18 protein-coding genes and 2 pseudogenes are annotated in these 21,638 nt (G+C 56.8%); 8 read left to right on the top strand and 12 right to left on the bottom strand.

The annotated features are described in order from the left end of the window. Positions 1 to 660, bottom strand: a complete 660-nt coding sequence (locus tag BLU25_RS23225; protein WP_016780276.1) for a GntR family transcriptional regulator — start codon at positions 658 to 660, stop codon at positions 1 to 3. Between the two features lie 224 nt (positions 661 to 884). Between BLU25_RS23225 and xdhA the strand changes: the two genes are divergently transcribed. The 4 genes from xdhA to guaD are packed head-to-tail and all read left to right on the top strand — an operon-like array spanning position 885 to position 6,867. Next, positions 885 to 2,342 (top strand): xanthine dehydrogenase small subunit, encoded by a 1,458-nt coding sequence (gene xdhA / locus BLU25_RS23220; RefSeq protein ID WP_016780275.1) that lies wholly within the window; start codon positions 885 to 887, stop codon positions 2,340 to 2,342. Next, a complete protein-coding gene (xdhB, locus tag BLU25_RS23215) occupies positions 2,335 to 4,710 on the top strand; it encodes a xanthine dehydrogenase molybdopterin binding subunit (RefSeq protein ID WP_083369852.1) in 2,376 nt (791 codons plus the stop codon). The genes xdhA and xdhB overlap by 8 nt, the downstream gene beginning before the upstream one ends. After that, positions 4,703 to 5,560, top strand: coding sequence for a xanthine dehydrogenase accessory protein XdhC (xdhC, locus tag BLU25_RS23210; RefSeq protein ID WP_016780273.1), 858 nt, complete (start codon positions 4,703 to 4,705; stop codon positions 5,558 to 5,560). The genes xdhB and xdhC overlap by 8 nt, the downstream gene beginning before the upstream one ends. 8 nt (positions 5,561 to 5,568) lie before the next feature. After that, entirely contained in the window at positions 5,569 to 6,867 is a 1,299-nt protein-coding gene (gene guaD, locus BLU25_RS23205) for a guanine deaminase (protein ID WP_016780272.1), read from the top strand. A gap of 111 nt (positions 6,868 to 6,978) precedes the next feature. Here the strand turns inward: guaD and BLU25_RS23200 are convergent, their stop codons facing one another. Beyond that, positions 6,979 to 7,746, bottom strand: coding sequence for a GntR family transcriptional regulator (locus BLU25_RS23200; RefSeq protein ID WP_016780271.1), 768 nt, complete (start codon positions 7,744 to 7,746; stop codon positions 6,979 to 6,981). Between the two features lie 227 nt (positions 7,747 to 7,973). Between BLU25_RS23200 and BLU25_RS23195 the strand changes: the two genes are divergently transcribed. Further along, the gene (locus BLU25_RS23195) at positions 7,974 to 9,164 is read left to right on the top strand and encodes a benzoate/H(+) symporter BenE family transporter (protein WP_016780270.1); all 1,191 of its coding nucleotides are present in this window, start codon (positions 7,974 to 7,976) and stop codon (positions 9,162 to 9,164) included. A gap of 4 nt (positions 9,165 to 9,168) precedes the next feature. Here the strand turns inward: BLU25_RS23195 and BLU25_RS23190 are convergent, their stop codons facing one another. Beyond that, positions 9,169 to 9,930, bottom strand: a complete 762-nt coding sequence (locus BLU25_RS23190) for an SDR family oxidoreductase (protein ID WP_016780269.1) — start codon at positions 9,928 to 9,930, stop codon at positions 9,169 to 9,171. A gap of 195 nt (positions 9,931 to 10,125) precedes the next feature. On the opposite strand from BLU25_RS23190, the gene BLU25_RS23185 reads away from it, so the two are divergent. Further along, the gene (locus BLU25_RS23185) at positions 10,126 to 11,130 is read left to right on the top strand and encodes an NADP-dependent oxidoreductase (RefSeq protein ID WP_016780268.1); all 1,005 of its coding nucleotides are present in this window, start codon (positions 10,126 to 10,128) and stop codon (positions 11,128 to 11,130) included. Between the two features lie 84 nt (positions 11,131 to 11,214). Here the strand turns inward: BLU25_RS23185 and pyrF are convergent, their stop codons facing one another. Next, positions 11,215 to 11,913, bottom strand: coding sequence for an orotidine-5'-phosphate decarboxylase (gene pyrF / locus BLU25_RS23180; protein WP_029611337.1), 699 nt, complete (start codon positions 11,911 to 11,913; stop codon positions 11,215 to 11,217). Between the two features lie 227 nt (positions 11,914 to 12,140). On the opposite strand from pyrF, the gene BLU25_RS23175 reads away from it, so the two are divergent. Together BLU25_RS23175 and BLU25_RS23170 are read left to right on the top strand one after the other, a co-directional pair. Beyond that, the gene (locus BLU25_RS23175) at positions 12,141 to 12,308 is read left to right on the top strand and encodes a DUF2897 family protein (RefSeq protein WP_016780266.1); all 168 of its coding nucleotides are present in this window, start codon (positions 12,141 to 12,143) and stop codon (positions 12,306 to 12,308) included. 136 nt (positions 12,309 to 12,444) lie between these two features. Continuing rightward, positions 12,445 to 13,008, top strand: coding sequence for a TetR/AcrR family transcriptional regulator (locus tag BLU25_RS23170; RefSeq protein WP_016780265.1), 564 nt, complete (start codon positions 12,445 to 12,447; stop codon positions 13,006 to 13,008). A gap of 65 nt (positions 13,009 to 13,073) precedes the next feature. On the opposite strand, the gene BLU25_RS23165 is transcribed toward BLU25_RS23170, so the two are convergent. The 8 genes and pseudogenes from BLU25_RS23165 to wbjC all read right to left on the bottom strand — a co-directional run bounded on the left by BLU25_RS23165 (position 13,074) and on the right by wbjC (position 21,637). Then, complete coding sequence (locus BLU25_RS23165) at positions 13,074 to 13,403, bottom strand: ComEA family DNA-binding protein (RefSeq protein ID WP_016780264.1); 330 nt, start codon at positions 13,401 to 13,403, stop codon at positions 13,074 to 13,076. Positions 13,404 to 13,513: 110 nt separating this feature from the next. Then, entirely contained in the window at positions 13,514 to 15,511 is a 1,998-nt protein-coding gene (locus tag BLU25_RS23160) for a polysaccharide biosynthesis protein (RefSeq protein WP_029611336.1), read from the bottom strand. 85 nt (positions 15,512 to 15,596) lie between these two features. Then, positions 15,597 to 16,775 carry a DegT/DnrJ/EryC1/StrS family aminotransferase gene (locus BLU25_RS23155; protein ID WP_016780262.1) on the bottom strand — a complete coding sequence of 393 codons (1,179 nt, stop codon included), beginning with the start codon at positions 16,773 to 16,775 and terminating at the stop codon, positions 15,597 to 15,599. An 81-nt stretch (positions 16,776 to 16,856) separates the two neighbouring features. After that, a pseudogene (locus BLU25_RS23810) lies at positions 16,857 to 17,423 on the bottom strand (NeuD/PglB/VioB family sugar acetyltransferase); the annotation flags it as partial. Positions 17,424 to 17,498: 75 nt separating this feature from the next. After that, positions 17,499 to 18,083 (bottom strand): annotated as a pseudogene (locus BLU25_RS23805) (sugar transferase); the annotation flags it as partial. A gap of 56 nt (positions 18,084 to 18,139) precedes the next feature. Continuing rightward, positions 18,140 to 19,360, bottom strand: a complete 1,221-nt coding sequence (locus BLU25_RS23145; protein WP_029611335.1) for a glycosyltransferase family 4 protein — start codon at positions 19,358 to 19,360, stop codon at positions 18,140 to 18,142. Positions 19,361 to 19,364: 4 nt separating this feature from the next. After that, positions 19,365 to 20,495 (bottom strand): non-hydrolyzing UDP-N-acetylglucosamine 2-epimerase, encoded by a 1,131-nt coding sequence (gene wecB / locus BLU25_RS23140; RefSeq protein ID WP_016780259.1) that lies wholly within the window; start codon positions 20,493 to 20,495, stop codon positions 19,365 to 19,367. 23 nt (positions 20,496 to 20,518) lie between these two features. Continuing rightward, the gene (gene wbjC / locus BLU25_RS23135; RefSeq protein ID WP_016780258.1) at positions 20,519 to 21,637 is read right to left on the bottom strand and encodes a UDP-2-acetamido-2,6-beta-L-arabino-hexul-4-ose reductase; all 1,119 of its coding nucleotides are present in this window, start codon (positions 21,635 to 21,637) and stop codon (positions 20,519 to 20,521) included. Between the last annotated feature and the right edge of the window lies 1 nt (position 21,638).

Raw genomic sequence — 21,638 nt, 5'->3', positions numbered from 1 at the left:
TCAGGCAACCGTCAAGGCAGACAGCACCAGGGCACAACTGCGCTGGGCATAGCTGCTCAGCACCACGCGAATCTGCACCAGGTCACGCGCCAGCACGGCTTCGAGCAACTGCGCAAACAAGGCCAGAAATTCGCTCATCTCGGCCTTGCGCTGATCCAGTGCCAGGTAATAGGCACGGCTCATGGCCGGGTGCAGGTTCTCGACGGTTTCCTGCAGGTACGGGTTGTCCGCGAACGGGTACGCCGCACGCATCACATTGAAGCTGTCTTCAACAAAGGCGCTGATGTCCTGGCGCTCGTAGCTGGCAGCCAGACGCTGCTGAATCTGCAGGAATGGCCCCAGGTCAGCCGGCACCGCCCAGCGTTGGGCAACCGCATTGCCGAGCAGGATGTACATCTCGCTCATCAGCGTGCACAGGCTTTGCACCTTGTGCGCCGTGAGCTCGGTCACATGGGCACCGCGGCGCGGGAGGATGGCGATCAGATGTCGCCGCTCCAGGATCAGCAAGGCTTCGCGCACAGAGCCACGACTGACATTGAGCGCCAGCGTCACTTTCTGTTCCTGAATGCGTTCCCCAGGCTTTAGTTCGCCACGAATGATGCGTTCGGCGAGGTGGTGAGCGATTTGCTCGGCGAGGCTGTCCGGCGCCTTGAACGTCATGTTTTACCTTCAAAATCTTTTATCAGTGCAGGGGCGAAGTGTAACGCACTTGGTGGGCGCTCGCGCAGAGCCCCGGAGGCCGAATATGGCACGAAATAAGCAAATAAATCCCCCGGATATCAATCACAGGGATGAGCGAGCTCTATTTCTTGACCCGCAGGTCAACTTTAGCTAGATTTCTACTCATCCCGCGTTACAACAATAATGATTATGCGAGGCCTTCCGTGATCCAGTTCCTACTCAACCAGACGCTGCGCACCGAGCACACGCTGGACCCCAACCTGACCGTGCTCAACTATTTGCGCGAGCACTTGCACAAACCCGGCACCAAAGAAGGCTGCGCCAGCGGTGACTGCGGCGCCTGCACCGTGGTGGTCGGCGAACTGCACACGGACGACCAGGGCCTTGAGCGGCTGCGCTATCGCAGCCTGAATTCGTGCCTGACCTTTGTCTCGGCACTGCACGGCAAACAACTGATCAGCGTCGAGGACTTGAAACACCAGGGCCAACTGCACAGCGTGCAGCGGGCGATGGTCGACTGCCACGGCTCACAGTGCGGCTTTTGCACCCCGGGTTTTGTGATGTCGCTGTTCGCCCTGCAAAAAAACAGCAGCGGCCAGGCTGATGGCCATCAAGCCCACGAGGCACTTGCCGGCAACCTCTGTCGCTGCACGGGCTACCGGCCCATACTGGCGGCTGCCGAACAGGCATGCGCCGGGCAGCAACCGGATCAGTTCGATGCCCGGCACAGCGCAACCATCGCCCAGCTCAAGGCAATCACCCCAAGCCAGACCGGCGAACTCAACAGCGGCGATAAACGCTGCCTGCTGCCCTTGACCGTCAGCGACCTGGCCGAACTCTACGAGTCCCAGCCCCAGGCCCGGCTGCTGGCAGGCGGTACCGACCTGGCACTGGAGGTCACCCAGTTTCATCGCCCGTTGCCGGTGATGATCTACGTCGGCAACGTGGCCGAGATGAAGCGCATCGAGCACTTCGCCGATCGCATTGAAATCGGCGCCGCCGTTTCCCTGACTGATGCCTATGCCACGCTCAATACCGAGCACCCGGACTTTGGCGAACTGCTGCAGCGTTTTGCCTCACTGCAAATCCGCAATCAAGGCACCCTGGGCGGCAATATCGGCAACGCCTCGCCGATTGGCGACTCACCCCCGCTGCTGATTGCCCTCGGCGCGCAGCTGTTGCTGCGCAAGGGCCAAACCCGCCGCACGCTGGCCATTGAAGACTACTTCATTGATTACCGGGTTACCGCGCGCCAGGAGGGTGAATTTATCGAAAAGATCATCATTCCCCGTGCCGATCCCAGCCAGACATTTCGCGCCTACAAAATTTCCAAGCGCCTGGACGACGACATCAGCGCCGTTTGCGCAGCATTCAACCTGCACATCGACAATGGCGTGGTGACCGGGGTCCGCGTGGCATTCGGCGGCATGGCGGCCATCGCCAAACGCGCCGCCGCCTGCGAAGCAGCATTGCTCGGCGCCGACTGGAACAGCGCCAGCATCGAACGGGCCTGCGCTGCACTGGCAAACGACTTCACCCCGCTCTCGGACTTTCGCGCCAGCAAGGAATACCGCCTGCTGAGTGCACAAAACCTGCTGCGCAAATACTTTATCGAACAGCAAACGCCACATCTCGAGACGCGGGTAACAGCTTATGTCTAACCATCACAAGGTTGCCCCGACCCAGGCCGAGCTGACCGCCCTCTTCCAGCAGGATTTGAAAACCGGCGTAGGTCGCAGCGTCAAGCATGACAGCGCCGAAAAGCATGTCAGCGGAGAAGCGCAGTACATCGATGACCGGCTGGAATTCCCCAACCAGCTACACCTTTTCGCACGCCTGTCCGACCGTGCCCACGCCAGAATCCTGCGTGTCGACACCACGCCCTGCTACGCCTTCGAAGGCGTGCGCCTGGTCATCACCCACGAAGATATCCCCGGCCTCAAGGACATCGGCCCGTTGTTGCCCGGCGACCCGCTGCTGGCCATCGACAAGGTGGAGTTTGTCGGCCAGCCGGTCCTGGCTGTGGCTGCCAGCAACCTGGACACAGCACGCAGGGCGGCAATGGCCGCCATTATCGAATACGAAGATCTGGAACCCGTGCTGGACGTGGTGCAGGCCCTGCGCCAAAAACACTTTGTGCTCGACACCCACACCCATCAACGCGGCGACTCAAGCACCGCACTGGCCGAGGCCGAACATCGCCTGCAAGGTAACCTGCATATCGGCGGGCAGGAGCATTTCTACCTCGAAACCCAGATTTCATCGGTCATGCCCACCGAAGATGGCGGGATGATCGTGTACTGCTCCACGCAAAACCCCACCGAAGTGCAGAAGCTGGTGGCCGAGGTACTGGATGTGTCGATGAACAAGATTGTCGTCGACATGCGCCGCATGGGCGGTGGCTTTGGCGGCAAGGAGACCCAGGCCGCCAGCCCCGCCTGCCTGTGCGCCGTGGTGGCACGCCTTACCGGGCAACCGACGAAGATGCGCCTGCCACGGGCCGAAGACATGCTGATGACCGGCAAGCGCCACCCGTTTTATATCGAATATGACGTCGGTTTCGACGCCAGCGGCCGCTTGCAGGGCATCGTGCTGGACCTGGCGGGCAACTGCGGCTGCTCACCGGACTTGTCCAACTCCATCGTCGACCGCGCCATGTTCCATGCCGACAACGCCTACTACCTGGGCGATGCAACGATCAATGGCTATCGCTGTAAAACCAACACGGCGTCAAACACCGCCTACCGCGGTTTCGGCGGCCCGCAAGGGATGGTCGCCATCGAAGAAGTCATGGACCGCATCGCCCGCCACCTGGGCCTCGATCCGCTGGCCGTGCGCAAGGCCAACTACTATGGCAAGACCGAACGCAACGTGACCCACTACTACCAGACCGTGGAACACAACCTGCTGGAAGAAATGACCGCCGACCTGGAGGCCAGCAGTCAGTACGCCGAACGCCGCGAAGCGATCAAGGCGTTCAATGCCGCCAGCCCGATCCTGAAAAAAGGCCTGGCGCTGACCCCGGTCAAGTTCGGCATTTCCTTTACCGCCAGCTTTCTCAACCAGGCCGGTGCGCTGATCCACATCTACACCGATGGCAGCATCCACCTCAACCACGGTGGCACCGAGATGGGCCAGGGCTTGAATATCAAGGTCGCGCAGGTAGTGGCCGAGGTGTTCCAGGTGGATATCAGCCGTGTGCAGATCACCGCCACCAATACTGACAAAGTGCCCAACACCTCGCCTACAGCAGCGTCCAGTGGCGCCGATCTCAATGGCAAGGCCGCGCAAAACGCAGCCGAAACCATCAAGCAGCGGCTGATCGAGTTTGCAGCCGGCAAGTATCAGGTCGACGAACAGGCGGTGATCTTTCACAACGGCCAGGTGCGCATTGGCGAGCAGATCATCAGTTTTGAAAGCCTGATCCAGCAGGCCTACTTCGGCCAGGTGTCGCTCTCAAGCACCGGGTACTACAAAACCCCGAAAATTTTCTATGACCGCAGCCAGGCACGCGGCCGACCGTTCTACTACTTTGCCTTTGGCGCCGCCTGCGCCGAGGTCATCGTCGACACCCTGACCGGCGAATACAAGATGTTGCGTACCGACATCCTCCACGATGTTGGTGCTTCGCTGAACCCGGCCATTGATATCGGCCAGATCGAAGGCGGCTATATCCAGGGCGCGGGCTGGCTGACCATGGAAGAACTGGTGTGGAACGCCAAGGGCAAGCTGATGACCAACGGCCCGGCCAGCTACAAGATCCCGGCGGTGGCAGACATGCCGCTGGATTTGCGCGTCACCCTGGTAGAAAACCGCAAGAACCCCGAAGACACCGTGTTCCACTCCAAGGCTGTCGGTGAGCCGCCATTTATGCTCGGCATCGCCGCCTGGTGCGCGCTCAAGGACGCCGTGGCAAGCCTGGCCGACTATCGCGTGCAACCTGCGATTGATGCCCCGGCCACCCCGGAGCGGGTGCTGTGGGGGTGTGAGCAAATGCGCAAAAGCCTGTCGGGAGATCAGCATGAATAACTGGATCAGCGCCCTGGCCGAGCTGCAGCAGCAAGGCGAACCTTGCGTGCTGGTGACAATCATCGAAGAGCAAGGCTCTACCCCGCGCAATGCCGGTTCAAAGATGGTGATTTGCGCTGATAAAATCTTCGATACCATCGGTGGCGGTCATCTGGAGTACAAGGCAATGGAAATTGCCCGCCAGATGCTCGACAGCGGCAAGCACGATACCCATCTACAACGTTTCAGCCTCGGCGCCAGCCTTGGCCAGTGTTGCGGAGGGGTGGCCGTGCTGCTGTTCGAACCCATGGGCAAGGTGCAGGCACAGATTGCGGTGTTTGGCGCCGGCCATGTGGCCCGGGCTCTGGTACCCCTGCTCGCCAGTCTGCCCTGCCGGGTGCGCTGGATCGACTCTCGGGAGCAGGAATTCCCGTCAGTCATGCCCCCGGGCGTGGAAAAAATCGTCACCGATGAGCCAGTTGACGAGGTCGATGCACTGCCAGCGGGTTGCTACTGCATCGTCATGACGCATAATCACGCCCTGGACCTGGAACTCAGCGCTGCCCTGCTTAAACGCAACGACTTTACCTACTTCGGCTTGATTGGTTCCAAAACCAAGCGCGTGAAGTTTGAGCATCGCTTGCGTGAGCGCGGTATCGCTGCCTCACCTTTGCAGCGCATGCGCTGCCCGATGGGCCTGAGCGAAGTCAAAGGCAAACTGCCTGTTGAAATCGCGATTTCCATCGCCGGCGAAATCATCGCCACCTACAACACCCATTTCGGCCAGCACACTGCGAGCGCCGACAGCGCGTCATCTGAATCCATTAAACAATTGCTGCCATCTTCACGACGCAGCCATGCCACACACTGAGAATTGCCATGACCTGTAAAGCCTATCGCGCCGCCATTTTGCACAGCATCGCCGACCCTGCCGAAGTCGGGATCGAGGCCTCCTACGAATATTTTGAAGACGGCTTGCTGGTGGTCGACAACGGCCGGATCAAAGCCGTGGGGCCGGCCAGCGAACTGCTTGGCACACTGAGCGCCGACATTGCAGTCACCGAGTACAAGGATGCACTGATCACCCCCGGCTTTATCGATACCCATATCCACTTCCCGCAAACCGGGATGATCGGTGCCTACGGCGAGCAGTTGCTTGATTGGCTCAACACCTACACCTTCCCATGCGAAAACCAGTTCGCCGACAAGGCCCATGCTGACGAAGTGGCCGATGTTTTCCTCAAGGAACTGCTACGCAATGGCACCACCACGGCCCTGGTGTTCGGCAGCGTACACCCGCAATCGGTGGATGCCCTGTTTGAGGCCGCACAGCGTCTGGACCTGCGCCTGATCGCCGGCAAGGTGATGATGGACCGCAACGCCCCGGACTATCTGACCGACACCGCCGAAACCGGCTACAGCGAGAGCAAGGCGCTGATCGAACGCTGGCATGGCAAGGGCCGCCTGCACTATGCCGTCACCCCGCGCTTCGCGCCGACCAGCACCTCGGAGCAACTGACCCTGGCGGGCAAGCTGCTGGGCGAATACCCGGATGTGTATCTGCACACCCATATCAGCGAGAACCTGCAGGAAATCGAGTGGGTGAAGTCGCTGTTCCCGGAGCGCAAGGGTTATCTGGACGTGTACGACCACTACCAGTTGCTGGGCGAACGCTCGGTATTTGCCCACGGTGTGCATCTGTGTGACGAGGAATGTGCACGGCTGGCCGAGACCGGTTCGGCAGTGGCGTTCTGCCCTACTTCCAACCTGTTTTTGGGCAGCGGTTTGTTCAACCTGCCGATGGCCGAGAAACACAAACTCAATGTTGGCCTGGGCACGGATGTTGGCGCGGGCACCAGCTTCTCGCTGCTCAACACCCTGAACGAAGCCTACAAGGTCATGCAGCTGCAGGGCGCACGCCTCAATCCGTTCAAGTCGTTGTATCTGGCTACGCTGGGCGGGGCGCGGGCACTGCGCCTGGAAGACAAGATCGGCAATCTGCAACCGGGCAGCGACGCTGATTTCCTGGTGCTGGACTACAACGCTACGCCGCTGATGAGCTATCGCCTGAAGCAGTCAAAAAACATCGCCGAAACGCTGTTTGTATTGATGACCCTGGGCGACGACCGCACCGTGCAGCAAACCTACGCAGCAGGTAATCTGGTACATCAACGCTGATAATCACCCTGGTGGGAGCGGGCTTGCTCGCGAGGGTATCGGCGCGGTTTAACTAAAGCACCGCGTCGCCTGCATCGCGGGCAAGCCCGCTCCCACAAGAGCAGCCGAGGCTTAAAGCTTGGCAGCAGGCCGGGGGCTTTTGCCCTTGGTTTGCAGCAAGTGCGAAAACACTGCGTGCAAGTCATCCGAGGCGCTTTCTTCGTCGAGGTTGAGCTTGCTGTCGATATGATCCATATGGTGCATCATCAGGTGCACGGCCTGATCGGCATCCCGGGCTTCAATGGCATCAATCAGCTGCATGTGTTCGTCATACGAACAGTGCGAGCGGTTACCGCTCTCGTACTGGGCAATAATCAACGACGTTTGTGACACCAGACTGCGCTGAAAGCTGATCAGCGGAGCATTCTTGGCCGCTTCGGCCAGCTTCAGGTGAAACTCGCCCGACAGGCGAATCCCGGCACCGCGATCGCCCCGCGAAAAACTGTCGCGCTCGTCCTGCACCATCTTGCGCAATTGCGCCAGGTCATCTGCCGTGGCATGCACCACCGCCAGTTCGGTAATCGCCTTTTCAACCAGTCGCCGGGCCAGAAACACCTGGCGCGCTTCATCCACGCTCGGGCTCGCCACCACTGCACCGCGATTGGGGCGCAGCAAAACAACCCCTTCATGGGCCAGACGCGACAAGGCGCGACGGATAATGGTGCGGCTCACGCCAAAGATTTCGCCCAGAGCCTCTTCACTCAACTTGGTGCCAGGCGCCAGACGCTGTTCAAGGATCGCCTCGAAAATATGCGCGTAGACGATATCGTCCTGGGTTCCACTGCGGCCGGCCTTGCCAGCGCGGGGTTGTTTCTTGAGAGGCTGCAACTGTTCGTTCATGGGCACTCGTGTGGGAAGCGGCGGCGATGAAGGGGTTACGTTAGTACGTAAACGGGTGTCGCCGACCAGAAATTAATGCAAAAAACAGGACGCATTGTACACAAAGCACAGTGCCAGTACGACTGTACGGTCGTTTACGAACCCTGCTGTATTGCAACTGAATACAACCTTTACGTTTAGGCTTGTCGCCTGTCCGAACTCCTATAGCACACAAGGAAGACCGTTCCATGACCGACACCCCGCAGCCGCGCTTGCATCCACTGGCAGACACCTCGCCCTCGGCGGTGGTCGCAGGCTTTATCGCCATGATGACCGGCTACACCAGCTCCCTGGTCCTGATGTTTCAGGCGGGGCAGGCAGCGGGACTTACCAGCGGGCAGATTTCATCGTGGATCTGGGCACTGTCGATCGGCATGGCTGTTTGCAGCATAGGCTTGTCTTTGCGTTATCGCACACCGATCACCATCGCCTGGTCCACCCCGGGGGCGGCGCTGTTGATCACCAGCCTGGGCGGTGTCAGTTACGGTGAAGCCATCGGGGCCTATATCACCTGCGCGGTACTGGTGATCATCTGTGGCATCACCGGCAGTTTTGAGCGCCTGGTCAAGCGCATCCCCTCATCCCTGGCCGCCGCGTTGCTGGCGGGCATCCTGTTCAAGATCGGCAGCGAAATCTTCGTCGCCGCGCAACACCGCACCGGCCTGGTGATCGGCATGTTTTTTACCTACCTGATCGTCAAGCGCTTGTCGCCGCGCTACGCCGTGCTGGCGGCGCTGCTGATCGGCACCCTGCTCTCGGGCATGCTCGGGCTGCTGGACTTCAGCGGTTTTGCCCTTGAAGTGGCCGTACCGGTATGGACCACGCCATCATTCTCGCTGGCCGCGACCATCAGCATCGGCATCCCGCTGTTCGTGGTGGCCATGACCTCGCAAAACATGCCGGGCATCGCCGTGCTGCGGGCTGATGGCTATGACGTACCGGCCTCGCCACTGATCACCACCACCGGCGTGGCCTCCTTGCTGCTGGCACCTTTCGGCTCCCACGGCATCAACCTGGCGGCGATCAGTGCCGCCATCTGCACCGGCCCCCATGCCCACGAAGACCCGAAAAAACGCTATACCGCAGCCGTGTGGTGCGGGATTTTCTATGGCATTGCCGGCATATTTGGCGCCACCCTGGCCGCCCTGTTCGCCTCACTGCCCAAGGAACTGGTGCTGTCGATTGCCGCCCTGGCACTGTTCGGTTCGATCATGAACGGCCTGAGCATTGCCATGGGCGAAGCCAGGGAGCGTGAAGCGGCCTTGGTCACCTTTATGGTCACGGCATCGGGCATGACCCTGTTTTCAATCGGCTCGGCATTCTGGGGCATTGTCGCGGGTGTGCTGACCTTGATGATCCTGAACGTCAAGGTACGCTGAGCGATCAGATCGCCAGTGCCCCACCATCCACTGCCAGCGCATGGCCGGTGGTAAAGGCCGCGCCGTCCGAGCACAGATACAGCACGGCGCTGGCCACCTCTTCGACTTTACCGATACGGCCCACCGGGTGCATGGCGGCGGCGAACTCGGCCTTGCGCGGGTCGGCCTCATAAGCGCGGCGGAACATATCCGTATCGATCACCCCGGGGCACACGGCGTTAACCCGAATATGCTTTTTCGCATACTCGATAGCCGCTGATTTGGTCAGCCCGATCACAGCATGCTTGGACGCCGAGTAGATGCTCATTTTCGGTGCAGCGCCCAGCCCGGCCACCGAGGCGGTATTGACGATCGCCCCGCCGCCCTGGGCCAGCATCAATGGCAACTGATATTTCATGCACAACCACACCCCCTTGACGTTCACCCCCATGATCGCGTCGAACTCGTCCAGGGTGCCGTCGGCCAGGCGACCTTGCTCGATCTCGATCCCGGCATTGTTAAAGGCATAGTCCAGGCGACCGTAGGTGCTGATCACCTTTTCCATCAGATTTTTGACCTGAGCTTCGACAGTGACATCGCAGCTCGCGAAAACCGCACTGCCACCCGCCGCCTTTATCCGAGCCACAGTATCTTCGCCGCCTGCCACATCCCGATCAGCCACCACCACTTTCAGGCCTTCGGCGGCAAACGCCAGGGCCGTGGCCCGGCCTATGCCTGCTCCGGCGCCCGTTACCACAGCCACTTGCCCGGTAAACGTCATGCCCATTGGTGTAATCCTCAGCAGAGTGCATCGGTGCCCCGAAACATTCAGGCACGGTCATCCGCTTATTTATCCGAGTGATAAAAGCCTGCCTACCACCATCACCGCCACTGATAAAAACCTATTCGTAAACGCGCATTCACTTGCCCTGTGGCTTGAGAAGGTCTATCAACAGTGATCAATCTCCAATGAGTTATAGCAATGACTGACCAGACAAACCGCCAATTCCTGCTCTCCAAACGTCCAGTCGGTGCAGCAACCCGCGACACCTTCACCTTCCAGCGAGTGCCCGTGGTACAGCCCGAGAAGGGGCAGATCCTGGTCAAAAACGAATACCTGTCCCTTGACCCGGCCATGCGTGGCTGGATGAACGAGGGCAAGTCCTATATACCGCCGGTTGCGCTGGGCGATGTGATGCGCGCCCTCGGTGTGGGCAAGGTCATCGCCTCGGCACACCCGGGCTTTGCCGTCGGGGATTACGTCAACGGTGCCCTGGGCGTGCAGGATTACTTCACAGGCGAACCACGGGGTTTCTACAAGGTCGACCCGAAACTGGTACCGCTGCCGGTGTATTTGTCCGCACTGGGCATGACCGGCATGACCGCCTACTTCGCATTGCTGGATGTCGGCGCACCCAAAGCAGGAGACACCGTGGTGATCTCCGGCGCAGCGGGGGCTGTTGGCAGCATTGCCGGGCAAATTGCCAAGTTGAAGGGCTGCCGCGTAGTGGGCATCGCCGGTGGCGAGGAAAAATGCGCGCGACTGGTCGAGGAGTTTGGCTTCGACGGCACCATCGACTACAAGAGCGAAGATGTACTCGCAGGCCTCAAACGCGAATGCCCTAAAGGCGTTGATGTGTTTTTCGACAATGTGGGCGGCGATATTCTCGATGCAGTCCTCAGCCGCCTGAATTTCAAGGCGCGGGTCATCATCTGCGGCGCCATCAGCCAGTACAACAACAAGGAAGCCGTGAAAGGCCCGGCCAACTACTTGTCACTGCTGGTCAATCGCGCGCGTATGGAAGGCTTTGTGGTGATGGACTACGCCGATCGCTATGCCGCGGCCGGGCAGGAGATGGCGGGCTGGCTGCTCAAGGGCCAGTTGAAAAGCAAGGAGCATATTGTTGAAGACCTGGAAAGCTTCCCGGAGAGCCTGGCGAAGCTGTTCAGCGGGGAAAATCACGGCAAGCTGGTGTTGAAGGTCTGACACGCCACATAAAGGTGGGAGCGGGCTTGCTCGCGATACAGGCGCAAGCCCGCTCCCCCAGCATCAGACCGTTCGTAAACAGCCTTAAGCCAGTTCAGCGACCACAGCAGCGAGTGCCTTGGCAGGGTCGGCTGCCTGACTGATCGGGCGACCGATCACCAGATAGTCAGAACCGGCATCCAGTGCCTGGCGAGGGGTCAGGATACGGCGTTGATCATCCTGCGCACTGCCCGCAGGACGAATCCCCGGCGTCACCAACTGCAGGCTCGGGTGCGCAGCTTTCAGCGCTTGCGCTTCCAGAGCCGAACACACCAGGCCGTCCATTCCGGCCTTTTCGGCCAAGGCTGCCAGGCGCAGCACCTGCTCCTGAGGCTCGATATCCAGACCGATACCGGCCAGGTCTTCGCGCTCCATGCTGGTCAGCACGGTCACGCCAATCAACAACGGCTGCGGGCCGGTACGCTTGTCGAGCACTTCACGGCAAGCGGCCATCATGCGCAAGCCGCCGGAACAGTGAACGTTCACCATCCATACGCCCATTTCGGCAGCGGCCTTGACCGCCATTGCCGTGGTATTGGGGATATCGTGGAACTTCAGGTCCAGGAACACTTCAAAACCCTTGTCACGCAAAGTGCCGACAATTTCCGAAGCACAGCTGGTGAACAGCTCTTTGCCCACCTTGACGCGGCACAGCTTGGGGTCCAATTGATCAGCCAGTTTCAATGCGGCGTCACGCGTTGGGAAATCCAGGGCGACGATAATAGGAGTCTGGCAGTCGGACATTAGCGGGTTCTCAGGCTGGTCGAAATCGGCGCGCATTGTAGCGGAACCAGCCGCTGACCGGCACCCGATGATCGCAAATTCACGTTTTTAGTCATAACCAAGGTTATCCCGCACACGCGCGAATAACCGGCCTACACTGAAAGCATCGAACACTTACTCACTTAACAGGATAAATCGCCGCACACTGCAACCCAGCCCTGTACGGCATTAAACACGGAGAACACTCTATGCCTTGGTATGCCTGGTTAATTATCGTCGTCGCCATTGGTGCCATCCTCGGCGCCCTGATGACCCTGCGTGACACCGCCAACAAAGTTGAACTGACCGATGAGCAACGCAAACGCGTAGCCGAACGCAATGCCGAAATGGACGCCAAAGAATCAAAGGACGGGTAACCAGATAAACGGTCAGGGCCTGCATTTCAAGGAATCAGCATCAGTGGGAAAAACCTACAAGCAGTTGCACGATTTACCACTGCATCTGCTTGAAAGTCGACGCTATGATGGTCCATTGCATAAAGAGACACCTGCCATGCGCTACTCACACGATCATAAAGCCCAAACCCATCAGCGCATCGTCAGAGAAGCATCCGGACTCTTTCGACGAGACGGTATTGGTGCAACAGGCCTGCAGCCCCTGATGAAATCACTGGGCCTTACTCACGGGGGGTTCTATGCCCACTTTTCATCCAAAAACGATCTGGTAGAAAAAGCCTTGCAGCACGCCGCCAGCCAGGTTGACGGTATCTGCGCCGAACTCTTCAGCCAGCCCCAGCCGCTGCATGCCTTTATCGATGCTTACTTGTCTGAATGGCACCTGACCTCACCCCATGAAGGCTGCCCGTTGCCGACCATGTCCGTGGAGATGGCCCAGCAGGGCCAGGCCAGTGCTACCACCGACCATGTTATCGACGCCAGGCTCAAACAGATACAAGCCACCCTGCAAGGGGCTGACAGCGAAGACAAGAGCATCGTGATCTTCGCCACCCTGGTCGGCGCATTGGTTCTCGCCCGCGGTGCAGAGAGTGACGCGCTGAAACACAAGATTTTCGACGTCACACGCAGTGCCTTGAAGCAGTCTGTCCCACCTGCCTGAACGCTTACAGCCAGCCACAAAAAAGCCAGTCATTGACTGGCTTTTTCCGTTCAGTAGCCCGGCGTTCAGTTGACCGCAAGTTTGTCGCGATTTCTGTCGAAAATAACCTTGCCTATGCCTTTGACCTCAAGCAACTCATCGATTGAAACAAAGTCACCATTGGCTTCGCGGTAAGCCACGATCGCCCGGGCTTTAACAGGGCCTACGCCAGAGAGTTCACGCTGCAGGGTCGCCTCATCTGCGGTGTTGATGTTTATCGTTACCACCTTGGCATCCGACATTGCTTGCATAGCAACCACCGGCTCAACAGCACCTGCCGCCGGCGTGGCATGGGCCACACCGGTAATGCCCACCATCAGGGCAAAAAACATCGAAGAGAGAAAAGCGGTACGCATAATTGACACTCCATAACATCGTTAAGTTGAAAACAGCTTTCCTGAGCTGTATTTCAAACTTAGGCGATGGTTAAAGAGTGTCAAAAACCAGAGCATTGCAGGGTATGTAATCAGGATGGCTCGACACGGCGCTGCTGGTGAATCCAGTCAACAATCTCACCCTCGGGGGCATAACCGCTGACCGTCTCACGCAACAACTGGCGCACGCGCACATAGTCATCCTGATCAACCGCTTCAAGCAATTGCGACAATCGCTGCTTGAGTTCATCCCAAGGCAACATGTCCTCGTTGGCACACATGATCATGGGGTGTCGGGTCGCGACTACGTTGTCGCCAATCAGCAACTCTTCGTAAAGCTTTTCGCCAGGGCGCAAGCCGGTGAACTCGATCTCAATATCACCATGCAGATTTTTGTCCGAGCGCACGCTAAAGCCAGACAGATGGATCATTTTCTCGGCCAGTTCGACAATGCGCACCGGCTCACCCATATCAAGAACAAATACATCCCCCCCCTGCCCCATTGAACCGGCCTGAATCACCAGTTGAGCGGCTTCCGGGATAGTCATGAAGTAGCGGGTAATCTTCGGGTGAGTCACGGTCAGCGGGCCGCCGGCCTTGATCTGCTTGTGAAACAGCGGGATCACCGACCCGGAAGAGCCCAGCACATTGCCAAAACGCACCATAGTAAAACGGGTTTTATTCACCCGTGACACATTGGCCGAATCACCGAACAGCACAGGCGCCACTTCACGACTGAGTGCTTGCAGGGTCATTTCGGCAAGGCGCTTGGTACTGCCCATCACATTAGTCGGGCGCACAGCCTTGTCAGTGGAGATCAAAACGAAGTTCGATACACCCGACTGCAGGGCCGCCTGAGCGGTGTTTAGCGTACCGATAACGTTGTTCAGTACACCTTCGGCAATATTGTGCTCAACCATTGGCACATGTTTATAGGCTGCAGCGTGATACACCGTATCGACATGCCAGGTCTTCATCACATCCAGCAACTTGTGCGGGTAACGCACAGAACCCAGGATCGGCAGTACTTTCACCGACAGCGATTCCAGGCTGACCCGGCGCTCCAGCTCGCCAAAAATGCTGTACAGGTTGAACTCGCTGTGCTCGAACAGCAGCAGCGTGGTTGGCTTCAACGCCAGGATCTGCCGGCACAACTCCGAACCGATCGAGCCGCCAGCCCCTGTGACCATGACACACTGACCCTTGATGCAACGCTCCTGCAGCTCGCCTTGCGCAGGTACCGGGTCGCGGCCCAGCAAATCGGCAATATCCACTTCCTGGATATCGTCAACCTTGACCCGGCCACTGGCCAGATCCATAAAACCGGGAACACTGCGCACATGCAGAGGGAACCCCTCGAGCAAGCCCAGAATCTCGCGGCGACGGGCCCTGGACGAAGAAGGGACGGCCAGCAGCAGCTCCTGGGCGCCCGTGCGTTCGATCATTTGCTGAATATGTTCAGGCTTGTAAACCTGCAAGCCAGAGATGATGCGATCTGCAATACTTTCATCATCGTCGATAAACGCAACGGGCCGCATGGCGCGCCCCATGCGCAAGGCGGCTACCAGTTGGTTGCCTGCGGCACCGGCCCCGTAGATGGCCACCCGCGGCAGGCCGTCATCGCGATTGGTAAACGGTACATGCTGGACAGCCGCAAACCAGTCGCCAAGGAAGTATTGACGCATGGCCAGGCGCAAGCCACCAAGCAGGATCAGGCTCAGCCACCAGTAGTTGAAGATTATCGAGCGCGGCACGGCATTTTCAGGGGTGCTGTACCAATACATCACCACGGCCAGGACCAGCGACGACAGACTGACCGCCTTGATGATGGCAATCAGCGCATCGTTGCCGAAATAACGCATGACGGCGCGGTACATGCCGAAACGGATAAAAAAAGGGATGGCGACAACCGGGGCAACGACAAACAGCCAGAAGTGTACCTTGAAAGGATTGACCATTTCGTCAATCCCCAGGCGCACAACGAAGGCAAGCCACAGCGCTATCCAGACGAGCACTACATCGGTGCTGACCTGTATAACGCGTTTTTGTCGCCGCGAAAGGTTGAGTAAATACGCTCGAATTTTATCCATAAACCCCTGAACACCTTTACTGCCCTAAAAAACCATCAACGCACTGCAACAGCCATGCCCCTTCCCTTTGCCGCAAGGTTACACCTCACGGCAACGAGGCTTGCTGAACAACATCACTGATCACCCTGCAGGTCAAGCCGATCTCTTCACCGGTCAAGGTTGGGTGAACCATAAACATCATACTCGTCTCCCCCAGCTCCCTGGCATTGGCCAGACGTTGCGCCGGGCGCCAGTCGGTGTTGTCGAACGCCTTCTCCAGATAGACCTCGGAACAAGAGCCAGAGAAAGCTGGCACGCCCCGGGCGATAATCTCATTGAGAATGCGATCGCGGGACCAATCCGGCTTCAGGCATTGCGGGCGAACAAAAACATAGCACTTGTAGGCTGCATGAACTTCATCGTCTGGCAAGTCGGGAACACGTAGCGCAGGCAGTAGCCGGGCAGCAGTCCAGATGGCCAGGGCATTGTCGAGACGCGCACGATGCCAGTCCTGCATGCGACGCAGCTGAATCCGGCCGATCACCGCCTGCACTTCAAGCATCCGCCAGTTGGTCCCGAAGCTTTCATGCAGCCAGCGAAAACCAGGTGCGTGTTCACGCTCGTAAACCGCTTCCCAGCTTTTGCCATGATCCTTGTAAGCCCACATGTCTGCCCATAGCTGGCGATCATTGGTGGTGACCATGCCGCCTTCACCGCCAGTGGTCATGATCTTGTCCTGGCAGAACGACCAGGCGCCGATATGACCAATGGAGCCGACCGGACGACCTTTGTAATAAGCGCCGTGAGCCTGGGCGCAATCCTCGATCACTTTCAGGCCATGTTCATTGGCCAGGGCCATGATCGGGTCCATGTCACAGGGCCAGCCTGCCAGGTGAACACAGATCAGTGCCTTGGTGCGGGGGGTCAAAACCGACCGGATGGTGTCTGCCGTGAAATTCTGCGAATCAAGATCGACATCGGCGAAAACCGGGATCGCACCCGCATTGACAATACTGGAGACAGACGCCAGAAAGGTGCGTGACGTAACAATCACTTCATCCCCGGCACCAATGCCAAGTGCTTTCAATGCCAAGTCCAGCGCCACTGTGCCATTGGCCAGAGCTACGGCATATTCGGTACCTGACCATGCGGCAAATTCTTTCTCGAACGAGCGCGTTTCCTGGCCAGTCCAGTAATTGACCTTGTTCGACAAGATGACATCGCGTGCAGCATTGGCTTCTTCTTCAGTGAAAGAGGGCCAGGGAGAAAATGGAGTATTCAGCACAATTCAGTTCTCTTGATTTGAATGTTGCAAACGTCAACCCGCGCACGTCCGGGATGTCATAAACAGCGGTGAAAAGCACTTCTAAAATTTATGGCCAGGCAGGACTTTAGCGGGTACACCGACAACTGTCACACCATCAGCAATATCGTTAACCACGGCAGCGCCGGCACCCACTGTGACATGCGCGCCAATATTGATTGTTTGCCTGACGCTGGCACCAATCCCGACCCAACTCAACCGGCCAATACGTACGGCCCCAGCTATCCTTGCGCCTGGACTGACATGTACACAAACATCCAAAATACAATCGTGATCAATACTGCAACCCGTATTCAAAATGGCTCCATCGCCAATCGTAACTCCGGCATTCACAACAACCCCTGCAAAAGCTACTACCCCAGCCCCGAGCTTGGCGTATCGACTGATCGTCGCTGAAGGGTGGATCAGGGTTACAAGAGGCCCACCGTGGCGGATCAATAATTCAATCTTTGCAGTCCGGACTTCATTATTGCCGATCGCAACTACCACGCCAGAAAACTCCTGCAAACGCGACAGTAGTACCTGCGTATCACCCACAACTGACCAATCGCCTGTGAGGCAAACCGAGGGCCAACTGTCATCAAAAATCTCTATATTCTTCCAGCCACAGCATTCAGCAGTGTCGGCAACCACCTTTGCGTGCCCACCCGCCCCCAGAATAGCGAGCTTGCGTGTTGGCGCATCACCCAGAAACCTTGGCATGGTGACCTCACCCTCAGCACTTATCCCTTCACGAACAAAAACTTTCTTCACAGTCAGGGCAAGGATCTTCAGGTCCAGCCAAAATGACTGATGGTCAACATACCAAATATCGTACTGAAACTTCTGTTCCCAACTGATTGCATTACGACCATTGACTTGTGCCCAGCCTGTGATTCCCGGTTTTACATCATGACGACGTGATTGTTCAGCACTGTAGAGCGGCAAATACTCCATCAACAATGGCCGGGGGCCAACCAGACTCATCTCACCTTTCAATACATTCCAGAGGCCAGGCAATTCGTCCAGGCTGCTGGAGCGTAAAAAGCTGCCGAACCCTGTCATTCGTTGATTATCAGGGAGTGGGTTACCTGCCTTATCCAGGGCATCACGCATGCTTCTGAATTTAAGCATCTCAAATGGTTTGCCATACAGACCTGGACGCACTTGCCGAAAAATAACCGGCGAGCCCAAGTGTTTTCTAACTTTCCAGGCCACAAAAAGAACAACCGGGGACAACACAACCAGTGCAACAAAAGATACAACAATGTCAAAAAGACGTTTGAGCATAAACCTCACCCGCACCACGCCCAACCTTCGGCTATGGTTTGATAATCGAGAAAAAATTACTTTTTCGCCAACTGGTTAAATATCCTCGCGAATTTCACCCCGCCCTGTTGAAGGGATAAATGGCTCTGATAAAACTCACGCCCCTTATCAGCCATCAAGGCACGCTCTTCATCTTTGGCCGCCAGAAGCACCTCCACTGCCGACACAAGAGACGCTGCATTCTCGGGCTCCACAACCAGACCACAACCGCTTTGCTTGACCAAGTCGGCAGCATCGCCTTCAACCGCCATCAACAAAGGTTTACCCACCGCCATGTAAGCTTGCGTCTTGGAAGGAATCGTAATGGCAAACAGTGGATCTTTTTTAAGGTGAACCAACAAGGCATCCGCGGCCTGGAGATAACGGCCTACCTCCGTCATCGGCACAGCAGGCAAGAAAGCAACATTGGCCAACGAATTCTGGGCAGCCAAGTTCTTGAGCCGGTCAACTTCAACCCCTCCCCCGAGAAAGATAAACTCGGCAGAGCTGCCCCGCGACTGCAAAATTTCGGCAGCTTCCAACACAGAATCCAACGCCTGGGCCTTGCCCATATTCCCGGCAAACAGGATGTGAAATTTAGAAGCATTGGAAAAAGAAAAAGCGGGGCCCGAACCCGCAGTCAGATGATCTTCAGCACACCAGTTGTAAATAATTTCAATTTTCGCTTCCGGCACACCACGTTCAATCAAAATGGCTTTGAACCCTGGCGACAGCACAACCAGCCTGTCGACCCGGCGGTATACCCAATCACAGACGCGAGACACAATGCTTAGCAGTTTTTCGTTGGAAAACATGCCGGTTGCTTTCAACGTATCCGGCCACATATCCTGAATATCATACACCACCGGTACACGACGAAATAAACGTATAAACGAAGCGGCTATGCCTACTGTCAGAGGCGGGTGATACGCATAGATAACGTCAGGTCGCTTGGCGAAAAACAAACCATAAAAAAGACTGGATGCCGCAAAACTCACATAATTGATAACACGCCCAATACCACTTTGCCCATGACTAGGATAAAGCGGAACACGCGTGACATTTACACCATCAATTAATTCTCGCTGTATCAGCCTCTGTTTAAATCCAGGATAGATCTTGCCGCCTGGATAATTTGGAAAGCCCGTAACCACCTCGACTTCAAAGCCCTGTTTCACTAACTCACGAGCGAAGACCAGCCCCTTGAATGTTGGCTCTGGGTCAAACCATTGAGTCATCAGTAAAATACGGACTGCCATTTACTTAATACCTTTTCCAGACCACACGCATGACGTAGTCGCGATAGCTGTGAATGATGCGAACAATTTTGTCGGAGACATTTGGCATGCTGTAGTCCTCTACCAGACGAAACGAGCGGTTTGCACCACGTTTCTGGCTCTCCAGCAATGCCAAAGCCTGCATCACCCGCTCAACCTCCAGGCCCACCATCATCACAGCGGCTTCTTCCATACCTTCCGGGCGTTCATGGGCTTCACGCAAGTTCAAGGCCGCGAAGTTAAGGATCGACGACTCTTCATTAATGGTACCGCTGTCGGAGAGTGCCGCCTTGGCGTCAAGCTGTAGCTTGTTGTAGTCTTTGAAACCCAGCGGTTTGAGCAAACGCACCTGTTCGTGGAATGTCACGCCCATGGCATCGACACGCTTTTGGGTGCGCGGATGAGTGGAGACAATCACCGGATAACCATAATGCTCGGCAACTGCGTTCAACACATCAACCAGCTTCAGGAAGTTCTTGTCAGAATCAATGTTTTCTTCACGATGGGCGCTCACAACAAAAAACTTGCCCGCTTCAAGCCCCAGGCGCTCAAGCACATCAGAAGCATCAATACCTGGACGATAATGATTGAGCACTTCGAACATCGGACTGCCGGTTTTGATGACCATATCCGGAGAGAGGCCTTCTCGCAGCAGATAGTCACGTGCAATGGTGCTGTAGGTCAGGTTGATGTCCGCCGTGTGGTCGACAATACGACGATTGATCTCCTCAGGGACGCGCATATCAAAACAACGATTACCAGCTTCCATATGGAACGTAGGAATCTTGCGACGTTTGGCAGGAATAACAGCCATACAGCTATTGGTATCGCCCAGGACCAACAGCGCGTGAGGCTCGATCTCTGCAAGCACACGGTCTACGGCGATAATGACATTACCGATCGTTTCCGCTCCGCTGGCACCCGCCGCGTTTAAAAAATGATCCGGTTTACGAATCTCCAGATCATCAAAGAATATCTGATTCAATTCGTAGTCATAATTTTGACCGGTGTGTACCAGAATATGGTCACAGTGCTCGTCCAGTGCTGCCATGACGCGAGACAAACGAATGATTTCCGGTCGGGTGCCGACAACAGTAACAACTTTCAATTTTTTCATAACAAGTCTCTACTCCAAGCAGCTTAAGCGTGATCACCGACGGCCAATGCGTATGTATCAGGATGTGCTCGATCAAATATTTCATTTGCCCACAGCATGACAATCATTTCTTCTTGGCCGATATTGGTAACGTCGTGGGTCCAGCCAGGCACCGTCTCAACAATAACGGGTTGTTCTCCACTTGTGTGGAGTTCATAAAACTCACCCGTCACGATGTGCCTGAACTTGAAACTGGCCTCACCGCGGATCACTAAAAACTTTTCCGTTTTGGTGTGGTGATAGTGGCCGCCACGGGTGATCCCGGGGTGCGCTGTAAAGTACGAGAACTGCCCCGCATCGGGGGTCTTGAGCATTTCGACAAATACACCACGAGGGTCACCATACTTCGGTACCTCGTAGGTAAAGCTTTCTGGCGGCAAATAACTCAGGTAAGTGGAATACAGCGCGCGAATCAAGCCTTTACCGACAGGCTCCGTAATCAGCGTATTGCGGCTCTCACGGAAAGCGTGCAGCGTTTTGGACAAATCGCCTACGGTGATCTCGTACTGCGGTTCCACCGTCACAAACGACGCGTCTGGCTTCAGGCCATCCATTAACGCCACAAAATGCCTGACCACATCATCAATATAAACCAGGGTAATCTGCGCGCAAGGGTCATTGATCTGTATCGGCAAACCCCGAGCAATGTTATGGCAGAACGTCGCGACAGCGGAGTTATAGTTCGGTCGCGCCCACTTGCCAAAAACATTCGGCAGGCGGAATAAATACACATTGCTGCCGTGAGTCGCTGCCAGGCGGGTCAGAACGTCTTCAGCCCCAAGCTTGCTCAAACCGTAAGCGTTGTCCTGTGCCGCCTGAGTGGAAGACGTGTAGACCAACGGGATTTTCCGGCCACTGGCAACAATCGCGTCTGCCAACTGCTGGGTCAAGTCAGTGTTGCCGGCTTTAAACTCTTCTACATCTTTGGGGCGATTGACCCCGGCAAGATGAAAAATAAAATCAACCTGAGCGACCTTTGTAATCAGGGACGCTGGGTCATCGTCGCGAAAAGCACAAAGCACTTCAATGTCTTTGCGCTCTTTCAAATGTACGGCAAGATTTTTTCCAACAAATCCATTTGCACCCGTAATCAGAACCTTCATG

This window comes from Pseudomonas fragi, assembly GCF_900105835.1.
GTDB lineage: Bacteria > Pseudomonadota > Gammaproteobacteria > Pseudomonadales > Pseudomonadaceae > Aquipseudomonas > Aquipseudomonas fragi.
Note: the sequence above shows the minus strand (reverse complement) of the source record. Positions and strands in the feature narration are given on the sequence as shown.

What these genes read in the sequence shown, in the direction of transcription:
- BLU25_RS23165 (WP_016780264.1), bottom strand. Translation starts at nt 13,403, where the DNA reads ATGCGTACCGCTTTTCTCTCTTCGATGTTTTTTGCCCTGATGGTGGGC.
- guaD (WP_016780272.1), top strand. Translation starts at nt 5,569, where the DNA reads ATGACCTGTAAAGCCTATCGCGCCGCCATTTTGCACAGCATCGCCGAC.
- BLU25_RS23190 (WP_016780269.1), bottom strand. Translation starts at nt 9,930, where the DNA reads ATGGGCATGACGTTTACCGGGCAAGTGGCTGTGGTAACGGGCGCCGGA.
- xdhB (WP_083369852.1), top strand. Translation starts at nt 2,335, where the DNA reads ATGTCTAACCATCACAAGGTTGCCCCGACCCAGGCCGAGCTGACCGCC.
- BLU25_RS23225 (WP_016780276.1), bottom strand. Translation starts at nt 660, where the DNA reads ATGACGTTCAAGGCGCCGGACAGCCTCGCCGAGCAAATCGCTCACCAC.
- BLU25_RS23195 (WP_016780270.1), top strand. Translation starts at nt 7,974, where the DNA reads ATGACCGACACCCCGCAGCCGCGCTTGCATCCACTGGCAGACACCTCG.
- BLU25_RS23175 (WP_016780266.1), top strand. Translation starts at nt 12,141, where the DNA reads ATGCCTTGGTATGCCTGGTTAATTATCGTCGTCGCCATTGGTGCCATC.
- xdhC (WP_016780273.1), top strand. Translation starts at nt 4,703, where the DNA reads ATGAATAACTGGATCAGCGCCCTGGCCGAGCTGCAGCAGCAAGGCGAA.
- wecB (WP_016780259.1), bottom strand. Translation starts at nt 20,495, where the DNA reads ATGAAAAAATTGAAAGTTGTTACTGTTGTCGGCACCCGACCGGAAATC.
- BLU25_RS23160 (WP_029611336.1), bottom strand. Translation starts at nt 15,511, where the DNA reads ATGGATAAAATTCGAGCGTATTTACTCAACCTTTCGCGGCGACAAAAA.
- BLU25_RS23145 (WP_029611335.1), bottom strand. Translation starts at nt 19,360, where the DNA reads ATGGCAGTCCGTATTTTACTGATGACTCAATGGTTTGACCCAGAGCCA.
- BLU25_RS23200 (WP_016780271.1), bottom strand. Translation starts at nt 7,746, where the DNA reads ATGAACGAACAGTTGCAGCCTCTCAAGAAACAACCCCGCGCTGGCAAG.
- BLU25_RS23170 (WP_016780265.1), top strand. Translation starts at nt 12,445, where the DNA reads ATGCGCTACTCACACGATCATAAAGCCCAAACCCATCAGCGCATCGTC.
- BLU25_RS23185 (WP_016780268.1), top strand. Translation starts at nt 10,126, where the DNA reads ATGACTGACCAGACAAACCGCCAATTCCTGCTCTCCAAACGTCCAGTC.
- wbjC (WP_016780258.1), bottom strand. Translation starts at nt 21,637, where the DNA reads ATGAAGGTTCTGATTACGGGTGCAAATGGATTTGTTGGAAAAAATCTT.
- pyrF (WP_029611337.1), bottom strand. Translation starts at nt 11,913, where the DNA reads ATGTCCGACTGCCAGACTCCTATTATCGTCGCCCTGGATTTCCCAACG.